The 18,408-nt window shown below is 49.3% G+C and carries 10 protein-coding genes and 1 pseudogene; 9 read left to right on the top strand and 2 right to left on the bottom strand.

Features of this window, described 5'->3' with window-relative positions; translation table 11 throughout:
* Nucleotides 1-61 precede the first annotated feature (61 nt).
* The gene (locus tag Q0991_RS22140; RefSeq protein WP_299492666.1) at nt 62-1,585 is read right to left on the bottom strand and encodes a hypothetical protein; all 1,524 of its coding nucleotides are present in this window, start codon (nt 1,583-1,585) and stop codon (nt 62-64) included.
* Between the two features lie 681 nt (nt 1,586-2,266).
* Nucleotides 2,267-3,009 (bottom strand): annotated as a pseudogene (locus tag Q0991_RS22135) (IS6 family transposase).
* A gap of 524 nt (nt 3,010-3,533) precedes the next feature.
* Here Q0991_RS22135 and Q0991_RS22130 point away from each other — a divergent pair.
* The 9 genes from Q0991_RS22130 to katG all read left to right on the top strand — a co-directional run bounded on the left by Q0991_RS22130 (nt 3,534) and on the right by katG (nt 18,358).
* Nucleotides 3,534-4,010 (top strand): ion channel, encoded by a 477-nt coding sequence (locus Q0991_RS22130; protein WP_299492664.1) that lies wholly within the window; start codon nt 3,534-3,536, stop codon nt 4,008-4,010.
* A gap of 153 nt (nt 4,011-4,163) precedes the next feature.
* The gene (locus tag Q0991_RS22125) at nt 4,164-5,648 is read left to right on the top strand and encodes an HlyD family efflux transporter periplasmic adaptor subunit (protein WP_299492662.1); all 1,485 of its coding nucleotides are present in this window, start codon (nt 4,164-4,166) and stop codon (nt 5,646-5,648) included.
* A gap of 54 nt (nt 5,649-5,702) precedes the next feature.
* Nucleotides 5,703-8,945 carry an efflux RND transporter permease subunit gene (locus Q0991_RS22120; protein ID WP_299492660.1) on the top strand — a complete coding sequence of 1,081 codons (3,243 nt, stop codon included), beginning with the start codon at nt 5,703-5,705 and terminating at the stop codon, nt 8,943-8,945.
* Nucleotides 8,946-9,075: 130 nt separating this feature from the next.
* The gene (gene polA, locus Q0991_RS22115; protein ID WP_299492657.1) at nt 9,076-12,039 is read left to right on the top strand and encodes a DNA polymerase I; all 2,964 of its coding nucleotides are present in this window, start codon (nt 9,076-9,078) and stop codon (nt 12,037-12,039) included.
* Nucleotides 12,040-12,070: 31 nt separating this feature from the next.
* Complete coding sequence (gene rsmH / locus Q0991_RS22110) at nt 12,071-12,958, top strand: 16S rRNA (cytosine(1402)-N(4))-methyltransferase RsmH (protein ID WP_299492655.1); 888 nt, start codon at nt 12,071-12,073, stop codon at nt 12,956-12,958.
* A 244-nt stretch (nt 12,959-13,202) separates the two neighbouring features.
* Nucleotides 13,203-13,697 carry a hypothetical protein gene (locus Q0991_RS22105; protein WP_299492653.1) on the top strand — a complete coding sequence of 165 codons (495 nt, stop codon included), beginning with the start codon at nt 13,203-13,205 and terminating at the stop codon, nt 13,695-13,697.
* 21 nt (nt 13,698-13,718) lie between these two features.
* Nucleotides 13,719-15,551, top strand: a complete 1,833-nt coding sequence (locus Q0991_RS22100) for a penicillin-binding protein 2 (protein ID WP_299492651.1) — start codon at nt 13,719-13,721, stop codon at nt 15,549-15,551.
* 431 nt (nt 15,552-15,982) lie between these two features.
* Nucleotides 15,983-16,126: a hypothetical protein gene (locus Q0991_RS22095; RefSeq protein ID WP_299492649.1), complete on the top strand. Its 144-nt coding sequence runs from the start codon at nt 15,983-15,985 to the stop codon at nt 16,124-16,126.
* Nucleotides 16,127-16,159: 33 nt separating this feature from the next.
* Nucleotides 16,160-18,358, top strand: a complete 2,199-nt coding sequence (gene katG / locus Q0991_RS22090) for a catalase/peroxidase HPI (protein ID WP_299492647.1) — start codon at nt 16,160-16,162, stop codon at nt 18,356-18,358.
* Nucleotides 18,359-18,408: the final 50 nt, after the last annotated feature.

The following is an 18,408-nucleotide window of genomic DNA, read 5'->3' as shown; positions in this document are numbered from 1 at the left end:
ATCACGAAAACTGGCTAAACAACTTGTCCATCAGCATATCTATGAATGGGCGTAGAGAAGGTCATTCTTGAGAGACCCCAGAATCCGTTAGAACGAGATCTGCATTTGAATAAGTAGCTCTTTCCCCTGTGGGTGATGAGTTTGAACCACCTGCAATTTCTTCAGTAACATCTTGAGCTTTATCTACAACATAAGAACCAGCATCTTTGGCTTTATCTACAACATAAGAACCAGCATCTTTGGTTTTATCTACAACATAAGAACCAGCATCTTTGGCTTTATCTACAATATAAGAACCAGCATCTTGAGCTTTATCTACAACATAAGAACCAGCATCTTTGGCTTTACCTACAATATAAGAACCAGCATCTTGAGCTTTATCTACAACATAAGAACCAGCATTTTTCACAGGATCTTCAAGCCAATCAGGCACACCAAAGTTTTCTACAACTATTGTCTTGCCATCAGTAATTAGCTCAGAGCTATCATTTTCATTTTTAAGGTCTTGCAACTCTTCTGCAGCAAAAGTTTTCCCCTTTGCTAGGCCAGCAAAAATCTCTCCCTCGTCCCCAGGCGAATCTATATCATTCAACTCCTGATCAAGATAATGCCCCACCTCCTCCAGCAGCACCCTATCAAGGACTGCAGGATTATCTGCACCCTCAGCTAGCGTTTCATCAGAAATAAAGATCCGACCGTCACCAAAAGCGCCTAACCCCTCCAGCTTATCTCCATCAATCACTTCAATCTCAGGACCAACCTCCCCCTCAGCAATCCCCTGGATGAGTTCTTCTACTTCCTCAACATCTGTCTGATCCCCAAAAGCTGTTTTAATCGTAGTCTCAAAATCAGGATCTTCAGTCAAATCCATCAGATTATCTGCCAATCTGGAAGTCGCAGCTTCTAAAGCAGCTTCCTCCTTGGCAATATCCGAAGTTGTCGCCCCATATCCTAGTGACCCAGCCACCTTTTCGGTAAAGGCACTCACAGAGTCTATTGCTTGGTTATAGCGTTGTTTAAACCTTGCCCAATACTCACTGCGACCAACATCGTTTGCCAACTCATGGGCATCCTCCACCGTCTCTTCAAGTTTTCGATCCAGGGTACTATGCAGACTGTTATTGGGATCGTTCCAGTTCTCCCAAGCATCATTAATAGTGCTTTGAACCGTATCAGACAGTGCCTCCAACTGATCTTTCGCAAGCAGAGAACCACTTTCTACCGCTTGCTCAACAGCATGGGTGCCTCGATCCAAAAGCCAACTCCCCGATTTTAGGGCAGCTCCTATCCCAGGCAAATGAGCCACCACTTGGTCTGCAGAAAAATTTGTGGGCGCTAAAAATCCTGTGGCCGAGCCTTGGTTACCATTCACATCGTCTTCAACGTCACCTCCCTCGGCGTCCTGGCTGCGCTCTTGCACAATAGACTGGAACAAATCTTCAAGACTGGGCATCCCTTGTGGCTCAGAACTCAGAGATTCCCCAAAAATATTTTGATTGTGTTCCTGAAAACTACCCGCTAGAGATGAATCAAAGGTGTTGGAAGAAGGTGATTTGAAGAATGTTTCCAATTCTCGATTATTCATATTGAATCGTCCTTAAACGCCTACTTTGAAAATTGGCGCATTAAGCAGAAGTTGCTTTGAGAATACTGCTCTTACCCTATATTCGAGATTTGCTGAACCCATTTATGCACCTTCAACAAACTACAAAGTATTTGAAAACTTTCAGCACTACGGATAAAGTCCTTCGGGATGAATGCCCCAATACCAGCGCAATACTCAGGAGCAGTCATTGAGCAATTTGGCCTCCATGAGCACCAATAGCTCAAACTACAATGCACTCTCTATAAGCCCTAACCCGAGAGACGTGGGTGGAACGTTATTCACTTTCAAATATTTGAGGTTAAGTCATTAGATGAACTTACCCCTTCAACGGCACAGCTAAGTTATTTTGGATCTATAAAAATTGCCAATACAGAGGTGCTCCAATTGATTTCGTCACTGATAGACAACCAACACCACACTGGGTTGCTTTACTGTCATCCTGCAAAGCTAGTAATAGGAGAAGATGAGCAAACCTTTCCAAAAGAAACTGTAGCATATCTAACCAGATAGATCATTTAAAATTAGTCAATAAAATCGAATAAAATCCTGAAAACTTACTAAAATCGCATTATTTGATTTGTTTGCACGTTTTCACCCTCGCCTTATGTGAGTCGCAACCAACCGCTTTACATTTGTAATACTGTTGACGGCATTGTCAACTTAACGACCGATCACAAAAACTAGGCACTGTTTTTCAGCGATAGGCTCAAGATAGAGGTTTATGCTGCAGCGCTCAGCCCCGTCAATGTTACGCCAGTTTTCAAAACGCTGACTCATCGTGTCTCTAAATTCAGGTGCAGATTGTTGATGTTGAAAGGGGTGGAAATGTCCTCTTATCGGTTCAAAAGCAGACAGAAAACGTTGGGCATGGCCGGGAGATTTGAAGCGTCCCATTCGCCTTTCCCTCACCCTTATCGGTCGATGTGAGTTCTCCGCTTGATTATTCAATCCTTTATGCTGTTTATGCTCTACGCCCTTCAGAATCTTTTTCTTGGCCGCACCATAGCTTTTGAGCTTGTCAGTAATGAGCACCCTTGGAGGACTATCTTGAGGCTTGAGTAGTTTGCGAAAAAACTTGTCGGCAGCCGCTTCATTGCGATGACTCTGCATCAAGATATCAATGACATGGCCATCTCTGTCGACAGCTCGCCACAAGTAGTATTTCTTCCCCTTGATCTTGATGACCACTTCATCGAGATGCCACTTATCCGCAGGTTTGGGGCGATATAAGCTGGAGCGAATTTACGGCACCACTTACGGATGGCTTCAGAGGTGACCTCAATGCCTCGATACAACATCATTTTCTGGATATCTCGGAAGCTGAGGGTGAAGGCGTGGTACAACCAGACGCAATCAGAGATGATCTCGGCAGGGAAGCGGCGTCTTATGTAGGAAAGGCTCATCCCCTAAGCGTGGCATAGTCTCGGGTAGGATGCCATATCAGTTAAGTTGACAATGTTCCGACCACCCAAATCATGAGCTACACCAGGTTTATCGCCTGCTCCAGAAATAACCGATTCAGCTCTGAAAGCCCAACTCCATGATTTGTCTGGAGCAAAAGCTCAGGTCGAGCACTTAATTTAAGTTCTTGTGAGGAGCCAGCCTCTGATGAGGGAATGCGCATAGCGCAAGTTTACAGTATTAGTAAATGGGCGTATCCAACCGTTGGAGGATGGTGACTTTAATCTTGGCCCTCCCACCCACCTCAAGATACGCTCCCAGTAAACGCCGATCTCAAATGTATGTACTAGCTTCATCACAACGCAAATATAAGCAGCTCTTGGGTGTGCTAATTGCAAACTTCTTGGCCGCCCCTTTTCTACAGGGAGGACTAGGGAGTGCCATTTCTGCTTTCCTCTTGCTATACGTAATGGTTGTCATCGTGAGGAGTTTCGCACTCCCTAGAAAGTTGTTTTGGGCATATTTCTTGATTGCAATCTTGGCCTGCTGTCTGCAATTAGGACCCACTCTGGGATGGGCAACAACGGTTACCTCGCCATTTCCTTTGTTAGCTCAATCCATTTATATTGTGTATCTAGGGGTAGCCGCCCTGTTGATTATGCAGGAGATTTTTACAGCCTCTACCATAACGATGGACACCATTAGAGGTGGCATTTGTGCTTACTTCTTAATTGGTTTTGTCTGGGCGTTGTTTTATGGCATGGTGGCAACGCTAAACCCCCAGGCATTTTCGGCGACCTTGATTCAGACAGACTCTTTTTTAATCCCCATTCACTTTAGCTTTACGACATTAACAACCTTAGGATTTGGCGATATTGTCCCTATTAGTCCCTTAGCAATTGTGCTCACAGATACTGAAGCAATTATCGGCCAGCTCTACCCCACCATATTTATCGCTATTTTGGTAGGTGGATATTTATCGCAGAAAGTTGATCCACCCTAGTCGAATGCCATCGTCCAGATTTATTGCATAATCTTTGTGTCGATCTCTACTGCAATGCTTCATAGTTCTCGTAAAGTAATAGCTATCGGCTTGATCACAGTAGCTTTTTGAGTGAAACCAGCGGCACAATCCTATCAACATGAGATGTGACACATGAAGACGGATGAACGTTCGCCAAGAGAGGCAGGAGATCTGGCTAACACTGATACCCCCTCTCAGCTAGAACTGGATATTCAGGTCCCTGGAGACCGACACCCGAAACATTCGCGACCTTCAGTATTTGGTAAAAAGTCACCCTGGCCCATTGCTATTCTCGTGATGCTGGTGATTGCGGGACTGTTTGGGTGGCGTCTCTACAACACCAGTCAATCGCCTGCAATAACCGAATCTGAAACTGCTTCTGAAGCTAAATTACCTGTGAGAGCAGTGCGGGCTCAGTTAGCCCCGATTCGCCGTTGGGTTACAAGTCCCGATGGGGATGTGAGAGCGGAACGCTATAAACAGCTGATTTTTGAATCGAGCGGGGAAGTTACCCAGCTTGTCAAAATTAATGGCCGCTTTCTCCGAGAAGGCGACAGAGTAGGCAAAGGCCAATTGCTAGCTACCATAGATGACCGCAAATATCAGTCTGATATACGAGCGGCTGCTGCCGACCGAGAAGTCGCTAAGCGGACCGAAGAGCAAGCGATTGCTAGCTTGCGTCAAACCCAAGCCAATTTGCGCCAGGCCAAGGCTGACTTGGAATTGGCAAAGACGGAAGCCAAGCGGCGGCAAACCTTATACAAGCAAGGGGTAATTCCAGCCACTGAACGAGATACCTACAATAACCGCGTGATTCAAGCCCAAGTTGGGGTCAAGGTGGCCCAAGAGAACGTCAAATCTGCCCAAGATCAAATTGCTGTTTCCAAGGCAGGGGTGGTCTCTAACCAAGCGCGATTACTAAATACTGTGATTGCTAGAGAAGATACGCAGCTCGTGTCTCCGATTAATGGGATTGTTGCCTATTTGAATATTCGGGAAGGGGAATATTGGAGTCCCTCCCGGGTCCAGTCCGCCACCAGTTATCAAGCCGCCATTGAGTCTGTGCCCATCGTGGTGGTGGACCCCAGTAGTTTTGAAGTTGCCTTTGAAATTCCGGCTTCCGAGGGGAGTCTGTTGCGCCCCAATCAACCCGCCTATATTGCCTTGGATGATGATATTAGCCAAGCCTTTGTCCAGGGACTGAATCAAAGCAATTTAGTCAGTGTTGCCAAAGCCCGAGGTAAGGTTTTTTCTGTTACCCCCGCCGTTACCCCCGGAGGCAGAGCGGTACAGGTACGGGTTCGAATTACGGAAGGACGCGAGAACCTTCGCCTAGGAGCACGGGTGCAAACCTGGATTGCCGCTCAATCTAGAAGTGAGGCGATTACCTTGCCGTTTGGATCGGTGATTACGCGCGATCGCAAATCCTATGTGTTTGTCGTCAATGAAAAGACAGGCCGGGTGGAGCAGCGTCCCGTTGTTCTAGATATTGAAGGATTGGATCGAATTTCGATTGCTCGGGGACTAAAACCCGGTGAATTAGTCGTCACCGAAGGCAGTAATCGACTAGTGAATAATTCTCCCGTGGATGTTGTCGATGGCGAGGATCAAACCTAAGTCTGTTGACGTTGGCAAATGGAATGATAACGAGACAGTGCAAGGATAGCCCCCATGCAAACAGAGGATCGACCCACTACCCTGGAAGTCCTGGATGAACCAGTGCATGGAGATTCCGAGCTAGAGGAGGCTTCGCCTCTGGCTCAGTTTTTCTTTACTCGTCAAGTCTTTGGAATTCTGCTGTGCTTTCTATTGGTGATGGGTGGACTGATGGGGTACGTCTCCATGGTCAAAGAATCTGACCCGGACATCAAAATCGCTCGCGCCAATATCACCACGGCCTGGCCCGGCACCGATGCCGAAACGATTGAAAACCGGGTGACGGACAAGTTGGAGAAGGAAATTAAATCCCTCCAAGGGTTGAAGGATGTGAGAAGCGCAACCTTCAATTCCTATTCGATTATTGATGTGGAGTTTCGAGCGGAAGCGCCTGTCGCGGCATCCATTCAGGAGTTGCGGGGGAAGGTTGACGATGCCGAACCAGAACTGCCTGCAGAATCGGAAGGGCGTGAAAAGCCTGATTTTGTTCAGGTCTCCCAGCAGGATGCCCCCATCTTGACCGTGGGTTTGTTTGGGCTCAACTTAGATGCCGCCACCCTCAGTCAAACCGCTGAAGATCTCAAAGATATTCTGGAATCGGTTAAAAATCTGCGCGAAGTCAATCTATCCGGCAATCGGGATGAAGTCATCCATGTCCAGATGATTCCCAGTCGTCTCACCAGCCTGGGGATTTCCTCCACCCAAGTCAGAAACGCCATTCAAGGCGGCAACCAAGATGCCTCTTGGGACCGCGTTCGTGATGATGCGATTGGGGCTCAGGTCCGACTGTTTGGTCGATTTCGCAGTATCAATGATCTCAAATCCCTCCCTGTGGCTCGACTCACAGACAATCGGATTGTCCGCTTGGAAGAAGTGGCGGATGTCCGGCGAGATTTAGAACGGGAAACCAACCGAGCATTCCTGAGTTGGGAAAATCAGCCTTTTCAATCCACGATCACCTTAGACATCATCAAGGTGGCTGGCAGTGACACCATTCAGGTGATTACCGACGCCCTCCAAACCTTAGAAGAGGCTAGCCAGAATCCGAAAATTTGGCCTGAGGGGATGGAGTATCGGATTCTGAACAACGATGCCATCACCATCAATGATGAACTTGCTAATCTGCTGAGTAACGTCGGTCAGGCGTCTTTTTTCGTCTTTATTATTCTGCTAGTGGCCTTGACCTGGCGCGAAGCCCTGATTGCTGGATTAGCCATTCCCCTCACCTTTATTGCGGCGATTTTCTTCCTTTGGTTGGGGGGGCAAACCCTCAACTCCATGGTCTTGATTGGCATGATTCTAGCCCTGGGGCTGCTGGTGGATGTCTTTATCTTGATGTTGGAAGGGATGCACGACGGCATTTTTGTGGAAGGGTTAGGATTTGCAGAATCTGCCTTGCGGACTGTTAAAGCTTACGCGGGACCTGCCTTTGCTGGACAGCTCACCACCATCTTGGCGTTAGCCCCGCTGATGGCCATCTCGGGCACCATGGGCAAGTTTATTCGCTTGATTCCCATTAGCGCTATCACTTGTTTGGTGATCAGCTATTTTCTCTCCCTGCTGGTCATTATTCCCCTGTCCAAGTTCCTGCTGGGGAATGTCAAAGGGGGAGCCAATAAAACGTTTATTGATCGCGTCACCGAAGTGGCTTCTGCTCGCTTTTCAGACTGGAGCTTAAAAATGACCGTTCCCAACAAAACGGTGGCTCGGTTCTGGTCCCTGGGAGCAGTTGGCCTATTCGTCTTTGCCTGTGTCCTGTTTACCGCGTTGCCATCGAACCTGTTCCCTCAAAGTGATGGCACCAAACTCAGTATCAATGTAGAGCTAGCCCCCAGTACAACCTTAGAGCGGTCCCAAGCCGTGGCCGATCAAATGGGGGATCTGCTGTTGGCCTATCGCGATGACGATGGGCAACCTGTCTTCAAGAGTGTGGTCAAATTGGTGGGAAAACGGAGCAGTTTAGTCTCTTCGGGGGAACTGAAGCCTGGCAATGCTGACTATTTTGTCGGCTTCTCCGTTATCTTTGTCGAGTCTGAGCAACGGCAACGTCCGTCCTTTGAATATGCGCAGGAGTTGCGATCTCAACTCCAAACTGAAATTCTCCGCAACTATCCAGGCGCTACCCTGGCCGTACAGTATGAGCGGGCAGGGGGCGGTGAAGATCCGATTCAAGTGGCGATTAGTGGCGAAGATATGCAGGTCTTGCGGGAAATATCGGTGCAGGTCCAACAGGTCCTGCGCGAGATTCCCGGCACTATGGATGTCCGGGATGACTTGGGTAATTTGCGAGAGGACTACAAGCTGATTCCAAAACGAGAAGCCCTCGATTTTTATGGTCTCAGCCAAGATGAATTGGCAGCTCAAGGTCGCTATTTGATGATTGACAACGATATTGGCGACTTTCCCATTGGCAGTGGCGAAGAAGATTTAGAAATCCATCTCAGTACGCTCTGGCCCTCTCGCCAGGGCGAAGTCGGTGGCCCTTCCCGCCAAGATGAATTTCAAACGATTCGGTTTGTGACGTCCAACGGAACCACCATTCCGGCTGAAGCCGTTTTAGAACCTGCACCTGGGGCAGTCCCGCTTTCAATCACCCACAAGAAAAGTCAACGTACGGTAACCGTTTTGGCCAAAAACATCCCAGGCATTGGGGTGTACGATGCGGATATTTTAGCTAAGCTCACCCCTCAACTCCAGAAGATGCAAAATACTTGGCCCCAGGGCTATACCTATAGTTTTGGGGGTGATGCTGAAACGAGTGGAGAAACCTTTGGTTCGGCTGGTCAGATGTTAGTGGTTGCCGTCTTCTTAGTCTTTGCCGTTTTAGTTCTGCAATTTGGGTCGTATACCCAGCCCCTGATCATTATCCTCACCATTCCCTTTGCCTTAACCGGAACCTTTATTGGTTTTTACATGCTAAATTTGCCCTTTTCGTTTCCGGCCGCCATTGGTGTGATTTCGCTAACAGGGATTGTAGTCAATGATGCGATCGTGATGGTGGAAACCATGAATGAGCGACGCAAACAGGGCCAAAGCGTTCGTCAAGCTGCCGCCTTGGGAGCAAGCGATCGTCTGCGCCCCATTTTGACCACTTCCATTACAACCGTGATTGGGTTAATCCCCTTGGCCTTCAGTGAGGCCGAATGGTTTCCGCTCTGTATGGCCATTATCTTTGGCTTAATCGCCGCCACTTTGATTGCCTTACTTGTGGTGCCAGGACTATATTTACAGCTCACACCCAACAAGCCCATTGCTTAAATAAGTGGAATCGCTGCTAGCGGCACCTCAGAGGAGAGTTGATCTGCGACGCTTTAGGGTCTGTGAATCACCATCATGAAAATGATCGGTGTCCCACGGATAATGCCTTGTAAATCCGTACAATAGGGGCATGACTCCCACTTCCACCTCACAAACCCCTTCAGCAGCGCCGTCTGCTGCCAGTCCTGACGCTAAACCCACCTTAGTTTTAGTGGATGGCCATTCCCTGGCCTTTCGGGCTTACTATGCCTTTGCCAAAGGTCGAGAGGGCGGATTGCGCACCTCTACTGGGATACCCACCAGTGTCTGTTATGGGTTTCTCAAGAATTTGTTGGATTTACTGAAGACAGAGCAACCTCATTACTTAGCGATAGCCTTTGACCTAGGGGGGCCAACCTTTCGGCATAAAGCCGATGAAACCTACAAAGCGAATCGGGCCGAAACTCCGGAAGATTTCATCCCCGATCTGGAGAATTTGCAAGAGCTATTAACGGCCATGGATTTGCCCATTGTCGTTGAACCCGGATATGAAGCCGATGATGTGTTGGGGACCTTAGCATATCAAGCCAGTGAGCAGGGATTTCAGGTCAAGATCCTGAGTGGCGATCGCGATCTATTTCAACTGGCCCAACCGGAGGATCGCGTCCGCATCCTCTATATGAGCAGTATTTATAGTTCTGCCTCTCGTAGTGGTGCCCCACCCCGCTCCTTTGGCCCTGAAGAAGTGCAAGACAAAATGGGGGTCACCGTTGAGCAAATCGTTGATTACAAAGCCCTCTGTGGGGATTCCTCTGACAATATTCCCGGTGTCAAAGGCATTGGCGACAAAACAGCCGTAAAGCTGCTAGCGGAGTTTGGCACCCTAGACCAGATCTATGACTCTATTGATCAAATCAAAGGGGCGGTCCAGAAAAAACTGATCACGGGTAAAGAGGCAGCCTATCATTCCCAGTTTATGGCCCGCATTGTATTAGATTTGCCGTTAAAAGTGGCCGTCCAGGATTTTGCCCTGAAAGGCTTTACGGCTGAAAAGGTTGCGCCCGTTCTAGAAAAGCTAGAATTTCAGTCCTTTCTCCGTCAGATCAACCAACTGCAAAAGCAGTTTGGGGGAGCAGCGATTTCAGCCCCCGCCTCCGCCTCTGCCAGCCCATCCAACACTTCTGAAGCGGAAGATAGCGACACCTGGTTTTTCAGTGCCGAAGATACGGAAGCCGCACAAGCGACTCCGCCCCCTAGCCTAACCCCAGAAATTATCGATACGCCTGCCAAGCTGGCAGATTTAGTGAAGCGCTTGCGCACCCATACCGATCCTGACCATCCCGTTGCCTGGGACACCGAAACGGACAGTCTGTCGCCGCGAGATGCCCATCTTGTCGGGATTGGCTGCTGCTGGCAAAACGATGAGCAAGCGATTGCCTATATTCCGCTGGGGCACAAAGAGGGAGCGAACCTGGATTTAGCCACAGCCCTAGATGGCTTACGCCCCATCTTAGAAAGCGATGACCACCCCAAGGTGCTGCAAAACGCCAAATTTGATCGGCTTGTCTTCCAGTTTCAAGGCATTCAACTCCGGGGGGTTGTGTTTGACACGATGCTGGCCAGCTATGTTCTCAATCCAGAACAGAGCCATAATCTCACCGATCTCTCTCGCCATTACCTCCAAGTCACGGCCAAAAGCTTTAAGGATCTGGTGCAAAAGGGACAAACCATTGCCGATTTACCCGTGACTCAGGTGGCAGAATATTGTGGGCTCGATGTGTTCACGACCCAACAGCTCCATGACAAGCTGAAAACAGAGCTGTCTCAAGCGCCTGCCCTCCTCGCCCTCTTGCTGGAAGTTGAACTGCCGTTAGAAGCCGTGTTAGCAGACATGGAAACCACAGGGGTACGGATTGACCAAGGGTATTTGCAAACCCTATCCACGCAGTTGGATACCGATCTCAAGCGATTAGAAGCGGGAGCCTACGAGCTAGCTGGCGAAATCTTTAATCTGGGATCACCGAAACAACTGAGTGAAATCTTATTTGGCCGCTTAGAACTAGATGTCAAAAAATCTCGTAAGACCAAGCTGGGCTATTCCACCGATGCAGCCACCTTGGAAAAATTACAGGGGGACCATCCGATTATCGATGTGCTCTTAGAGTACCGGACCTTGGCAAAACTGAAGTCGACTTACGTGGACGCTTTGCCCAATCTAGTGCGGGAAGATACCCAGCGAGTCCATACAGACTTTAACCAAACGGTCACGGCGACAGGTCGGCTCTCTTCCTCTAATCCCAACTTGCAGAATATTCCGATTCGCACGGACTTTAGTCGTCAGATTCGAGCCGCTTTTGTACCGAAATCAGACTGGTTGCTAGTGGCAGCCGATTACTCCCAAATTGAGCTGCGCATCTTAGCCCATTTGAGCCAGGAGCCGCGTCTGTTGGAAGCCTATCGTAATGGCCGCGATGTCCACACGTTAACGGCTAATCTGCTGTTAGAAAAGGAAGATATTTCAGCAGAAGAGCGACGACTGGCCAAGATTATTAACTTTGGGGTGATTTATGGCATGGGGCCCCATCGATTTGCTCGGGAAGCTGGAGTCAAATATAGCGAAGCCAAAGACTTTATCCAACGCTTCTACGATCGCTACCCCGAAGTGTTTGCTTACTTGCAACGCATGGAGCGGGAGGCCATTTGCCAAGGCTATGTGGAAACAATTTTAGGGCGGCGCCGCTATTTTGAGTTCGATAGCCGCAGTCTGAAAAAGTATCGTGGCCAGGCCGTTGAAGATCTGGCCGATGTAGACATGAGTGAACTGAAGATGAGTAGTTATGATCGGGGCTTGCTGCGCGCGGCTGCCAATGCACCGATCCAGGGCTCTAGTGCAGATTTGATCAAGATTGCCATGGTGCAACTACAAGCAGCGTTGGAACCCTATGAGAGTAGACTACTAATGCAAGTGCATGATGAATTGGTTCTAGAAGTGCCACCCAAGGAAGTGGAAGAAGTGCGATCGCAAATCAAATCCACCATGGAAATGGCGATTCCCCTCAGCATCCCCCTCGTCGCTGATGTGCATACAGGGGTGAATTGGATGGAAGCGAAATAGCCCATCGCCCCCCCGATCTGGAGTAACAAAGATGGCACAGCCGGAGGTTTATCATGTTCCAGTTCTTAGCCAGGAACTGCTAGAGGGGCTGTGTTTGAAAGAGCAAGGCTTCTATTTGGATGCCACGGTTGGAGGTGGCGGCCATAGTGCGCTGATTTTAGAACAGTTTGCCCAGACTAAGGTGGTGGCCCTGGATCAAGATATCTCGGCCTTACAGGCCGCTCAGGCGCGTTTGGCAGCCTATTGCGATCGCATCCAGTATTGGCAGGGAAATTTTTCCACCTATCAACCTGGAGCCCTCCGCTTTGATGGCATCATTGCTGATTTAGGCGTTAGTTCAGCCCAATTGGACCGACCCGAACGCGGCTTTAGTTTCCGCCATGAAGCCGATTTAGATATGCGTATGGATCAAGGGCAGGCCTTAACCGCTGCGGATATCATCAATACTTATTCAGAACGAGACTTAGCGGATATCTTCTACCATTATGGAGAGGAGCGTTTTTCTCGTCGAATTGCCCGCAAAATCGTCTCTAAGCGGCCCATTACAACGACAACAGCCCTCGCTCAAATCGTGGCATCGTCCTTCCCTCCTCCGAAGGGGCGTCACCGCCGTCGTATTCACCCTGCCACTCGCGTATTTCAAGCCCTGCGCATTGCCGTCAATCAAGAATTGCAGGCCTTAGAACAATTTATAGATGCTGCTCCCGCCTGGCTCAAACCGGGCGGAAGAATCGGCATTATTAGTTTCCATAGCCTGGAAGATCGAATGGTTAAAGTTTACTTTCGCCAAAATCCGCTCCTACAGGTGATGACTAAAAAGCCCATTGTCGCATCGGACCCAGAGAAAGCCGAAAATAGTCGATCTCGCTCGGCTAAATTACGAATTGCCGAACGAGTCGATCCATCAAAGCAGTCATGACCCAAACGGGTCACATGGACAGCGAATGCGTGGGGAGAATCATAAATCTTAGGGAAAGAATAATTTCTGAAAGCTGCACCGTGTGGATGTCATTATTTCGCCAAACTATGAACAAAAGATAAGTATTCTGGAAACTTTTGTGAATTTATGCATTTATAATGCATGTGGCAACCACTGAAATTTGCTACATATCGCAGTTTCCACACCCACTACCAGCGATTTTTCTGGGTTTGAGGAGTTAAGTATGGCCGTTGCTAGCCGATCCAAAGTTGTCCCCGTTCGACCGAAAAAGGCTGCAGCCCGATCGCAGATTAGGAGAACGGCTCGGAAGCTGCCGGATCGAGAGCGACCGCTAGAGCTGATCGATACCCGCTCGCCACAATTTCCCAACTGGCTAATCTTCCTGATGGCCTGTCGCAAACTATCAACGCCTATTCTGATGGTTTCCGTTTTAGGAATTCTGCCCCTCTATGCTTGGCGCGTCAATACGCAGCAATCCTGGGGAGACCAGTATACGCAATTAGAGCAGCTGCAGCGCGATCAGCGGACCTGGGTGACTCGCAACGAAGAACGTAAACACCAAATTTCAGAAAATTTAGAGCGCAACCCCGCGGGTTTTGTCCCTAAAAGTTCCAAAACCACAGTGTTTTTAAAGCCAGCCCCCGCTCGTCCACCCCAGCCTACCCCGCCCCAGCGTGCCGAAATTACCCATATTGATGTTGCTCCGATTGGCTACTAAGTTCAACTGCTTTGCAAGTTTATGCCCACTCCCTCTCCCCCCTTACAAGACCGTCGGGCAACGATCAAAGCCCGGATCCAACAGAAACAGCCCCATCGGGTGCAGAACCAGAGACTCCGCTTGTTTCTGGTGTGGTTATTGCTGTTGGGTGGCATTCTTGGATTATCGGCCCGTTTAATCTATTTGCAGGTGGGTGCGGCCCCTTATTTCCAGAAAAAAGCCCGGAATCAGCAATTAGAAACGCTTCCAGAACGCATGTATCGCTATCCGATTGTGGATAGTCAGGGCAACCTTTTAGCGAAGGATGAGCCGGTCTTTCGGTTATATGCCCATCCCATACAATTCAAATCAGATCAAAATTCTGATCATCAGATTGCTCAAGCCTTGGCCCCCGTCGTCGACCAAACTGAGGCCGATCTGATTAAACTTCTGCAATCTGGGGAAAGCGGTATCCCTATTGGCTATCGGATCTCGGAAAAAAAAGCGGAACAGATCAAAAAGCTGCGGATCAACGATCGTCCGATCGATGGGCTGGAAATTACTCAAGAATGGCAGCGAATTTATCCACAATCAGAACTGACGGCAGGGTTAGTGGGTTATGTCAATGTTGAGAACAAGGGACAATCGGGTATCGAATACAGTCAACAAACCCTGTTGAGAGGAGCCCCTCCGCCCCTATTGGCAACCCGAGATGGGCAGGGAGACTGGTTACCCGATCAATTTCCCCTAGAACCGCTCAATGCCAATGACTTAACCTTAAGGTTAACCCTGGACACCCGACTCCAGCGTTCCGCCCGGCAGGCACTGCATAAAGCCATGGCGAAGTTCCGAGCGAAACGGGGGACTGTGATTGTTATGGATGTTGAGGATGGCTCTCTCAAGGCTCTGGCGTCGGAACCCTCCTTTAATCCACAACGTTATTTTGAGGCGAATCAAGCACTATTTAAAAATTGGGCCGTATCTGATCTGTATGAGCCCGGTTCCACCTTTAAACCCATCAATGTTGCGATCGCACTCGAATCCAACGCCATCAAAGCCGATAGTGTCTTTCACGACGGAGGCCAAATTACCGTTGGCGGATGGCCCATTAACAATGCCGATAACTCCGGCCATGGGAACCTCTCCGTCACGGGCATTCTGGAGTATTCCAGCAATGTCGGCATGGTCCATATTATGCAGCGCATGGAGCGACTGGCCTACTACAATTTCCTGAAGAAGATTGGCATCGGCCAGATGACCGGAACCGATCTGCCCTTTGAGACGCCGGGCCAATTTAAAAATAAACAGCAGTTTTTAGACTATCCCATTGAAGCAGCGACAGCGGCCTTTGGTCAGGGATTTTCCGTCACACCGCTGCAAATGGCGCAGTTACATGCTGCGATCGCAAATGGAGGGAAGCTAGTGACCCCACACGTGGTGGATGGTTTATATAACCCTTTAGGAAAGAAAACTAAGGGTTTAAATTTGATTCAACCCCGCCAGATCTTTTCGGAAGATACCGCCGCTCAGGTGCAAACCATGATGGGGAGTGTGGTTCAAAACGGGACCGGTAAATCAGCAAGAATTCCAGGCTACCGTTTAGGCGGTAAAACCGGGACAGCTCAAAAAGCGAACCGAGGGACCTATACCAATGCCCGGATTACTAGCTTCGTCGCCTCGTTTCCCTTAGAGTCGCCAAAATATGTGGTGTTGGCCGTAGTGGATGAACCGCAAGGGGGCAATGCTTACGGCTCGACGGTTGCAGCTCCGGTTGTCAAGTCGGTGTTGGAAACTTTGATTAGCGTTGAGGGGATTCCCCCCACTCATCCGGCTGAATTAAAGGCAAAATCTAAAGGGGCTCGCTCAGGCGGCTAAAGCGCTTGCTGGTTCTTATGGCAACATCAGGCTCTGAATAGAGGTTTAAGCAGCAGTGCTTAGACCCGGCGCTTCACGCTAGCGTTCACAATGCTGCCTCATCCTGTCTCTTAATTCATCCCTTCATAGAAAACTTAGCCTGGATGATTCACGAGGGCTTCAAACGCTGATGGCAAGGACATTCCTCAAAACAGCCTGTAGTTCAAATCAATGCTGGGCTGAATCTGTGGAGAGGTGTTCGAGTCACTCCCACAACTGTCATGAATAATGCAGGTTAGCGATCTTATTCATAAAGACTTCCATATTGAAATCATTTACATAATTAGGTAATTCTTCTTATTTTATTATTCTTAAATAAGAATTATTCTGATATAAGTTAGGAGATTAATTTACATCAGCTCAACAAGTTGCAAACGAATAGAGAGGTCAGTGTGGCTGTTATTGAACGTGTGCGGATGCTGCCTTCAAACCTCAAATCTGTGGTCAGTCAATCTCTGGGAGGATCCCCCGCTATTGATGAGACAACATCACCCATGGACCATTCTATTGGTTTGCAAGACTTACCGTTTGAGTAAAAATTTACATCACAACAGACGAGAGGAGAGACTATGAGTAGTGCAACCGGATGCCCATTTTCAGGCGGAGCGCTGAAATTTACCGCTGGGAGTGGCACAGCTAACCGAGATTGGTGGCCCAATCAGTTAAACCTCCAAATCCTGAGGCAACATTCCCCCAAATCAGATCCGATGGGTAAGACATTCAACTATGCTGAAGCGTTCAAAAGCCTTGACCTAGCGGCTGTCAAGCAAGATATTTTCGACTTGATGAAAACCTCTCAGGACTGGTGGCCTGCCGACTATGGTCACTATGGCCCCCTCTTTATCCGCATGGCTTGGCATAGTGCGGGGACCTACCGAATCGGCGATGGTCGCGGGGGAGCCGGAACAGGCAACCAACGATTTGCCCCGATCAACAGTTGGCCAGATAATGCCAACCTGGACAAAGCACGGATGCTGTTGTGGCCCATCAAGCAAAAGTATGGCGCCAAAATTTCTTGGGCTGACCTGATGATCCTTGCAGGTAATTGTGCCCTGGAGTCCATGGGATTTAAAACCTTCGGGTTTGCCGGAGGACGTGAAGATATTTGGGAGCCAGAAGACGATATTTACTGGGGTGATGAAACCGAATGGCTCGGTGACAAGCGCTATACCGGTGATCGTGAACTGGAAAATCCCCTGGGTGCCGTGCAAATGGGCCTGATTTATGTGAATCCAGAAGGCCCTAACGGTCATCCTGACCCAGTTGCGTCAGGCCGAGACATTCGCGAAACCTTTGGCCGAATGGCGATGAACGATGAGGAGACTGTCGCGCTGACTGCGGGTGGTCATACCTTCGGTAAATGCCACGGGGCTGGTGATGATGCCCATGTCGGTCCTGAGCCCGAGGGAGCTAGCATTGAAGAGCAATGCTTGGGGTGGAAGAATAGCTTCGGCACTGGCAAAGGGGTGCATACGATTACCAGCGGTATTGAAGGGGCCTGGACCACCAATCCAGTGCAATGGGACAACAATTATTTCGAAAATCTATTTGGTTATGAGTGGGAATTGACCAAAAGCCCTGCTGGCGCCAATCAGTGGGTTCCCCAGGGGGGCGCGGGAGCCAATACAGTCCCCGATGCCCACGATCCATCTAAACGGCATGCCCCGATTATGACGACAGCCGATATGGCGATGCGAATGGATCCGATGTATGGACCGATTTCCAGACGCTTCCTGACCAACCCAGACCAGTTTGCGGATGCGTTCGCCAGAGCTTGGTTTAAATTGACCCACCGGGATATGGGACCACGGTCACGCTATCTAGGGCCAGAGGTACCTGAAGAAGAATTAATCTGGCAAGATCCTGTGCCTGCAGTTGATCATGAGCTGATCAATGAGCAGGATATCGCGACCCTGAAGAGCCAGATCCTAGCGACGAATCTTACCGTCTCTCAACTCGTGTCCACAGCTTGGGCTTCAGCTTCCACTTACCGTGATTCGGATAAGCGGGGTGGGGCCAATGGGGCTCGGATTCGTCTAGCTCCCCAGAAAGATTGGGAAGTCAATCAACCGGCCCAATTGGCAACGGTGTTGCAGACCTTGGAGGCCATCCAAACCACTTTCAATAACTCACAAATGGGTGGCAAGCGAGTGTCCCTTGCAGACATGATCGTTCTGGGTGGCTGCGCGGGAGTTGAACAGGCAGCCAAAAGTGCCGGTTGGTACGATGTTCAGGTTCCTTTTAAGCCAGGACGGACGGATGCTTTTCAGGCACAAACGGATGTAACTTCTTTTGTGGTTTTGGAGCCAAAAGCAGATGGCTTCCGGAACTATCTTAAAGGCAAATATTCTGTCTCTGCAGAAGAGCTGTTGGTGGATCGGGCCCAGTTATTGTCCTTGACGGCCCCTGAGATGACGGTGCTCGTGGGTGGTCTACGGGTTTTGGGTGTCAATACTGGTCAGGCCCAACAGGGTGTGTTTACTCAGCGACCTGGAAGTCTAACCAACGACTTCTTCGTCAACCTGCTTGATATGAGCACAACCTGGAAGGCTACATCTGAGGCACAAGATGTGTTTGAAGGGCGCGATCGCAAGACAGGTGAACTGAAGTGGACAGGAACTCGGGTGGACCTGATCTTCGGTTCAAACTCCCAACTCCGAGCCCTGTCAGAAGTCTATGGATGTGCGGACTCACAGCAGAAATTTGTCCAGGACTTTGTGGCGGCATGGGATAAAGTGATGAACCTCGATCGCTTTGATTTAGCTTAGGTTAGAGGTTAAGAGCGTAGTTTTATAGCCTTGTAGGACACCAACCGACA

The organism is Acaryochloris sp. IP29b_bin.137, assembly GCF_028285745.1.
Lineage (GTDB): Bacteria > Cyanobacteriota > Cyanobacteriia > Thermosynechococcales > Thermosynechococcaceae > Acaryochloris.
Note: the sequence above shows the minus strand (reverse complement) of the source record. Positions and strands in the feature narration are given on the sequence as shown.

Coding starts and splice junctions, on each gene's coding strand:
- katG (WP_299492647.1), top strand. CDS start 16,160: ATGAGTAGTGCAACCGGATGCCCATTTTCAGGCGGAGCGCTGAAATTT.
- rsmH (WP_299492655.1), top strand. CDS start 12,071: ATGGCACAGCCGGAGGTTTATCATGTTCCAGTTCTTAGCCAGGAACTG.
- Q0991_RS22120 (WP_299492660.1), top strand. CDS start 5,703: ATGCAAACAGAGGATCGACCCACTACCCTGGAAGTCCTGGATGAACCA.
- Q0991_RS22140 (WP_299492666.1), bottom strand. CDS start 1,585: ATGAATAATCGAGAATTGGAAACATTCTTCAAATCACCTTCTTCCAAC.
- polA (WP_299492657.1), top strand. CDS start 9,076: ATGACTCCCACTTCCACCTCACAAACCCCTTCAGCAGCGCCGTCTGCT.
- Q0991_RS22125 (WP_299492662.1), top strand. CDS start 4,164: ATGAAGACGGATGAACGTTCGCCAAGAGAGGCAGGAGATCTGGCTAAC.
- Q0991_RS22105 (WP_299492653.1), top strand. CDS start 13,203: ATGGCCGTTGCTAGCCGATCCAAAGTTGTCCCCGTTCGACCGAAAAAG.
- Q0991_RS22100 (WP_299492651.1), top strand. CDS start 13,719: ATGCCCACTCCCTCTCCCCCCTTACAAGACCGTCGGGCAACGATCAAA.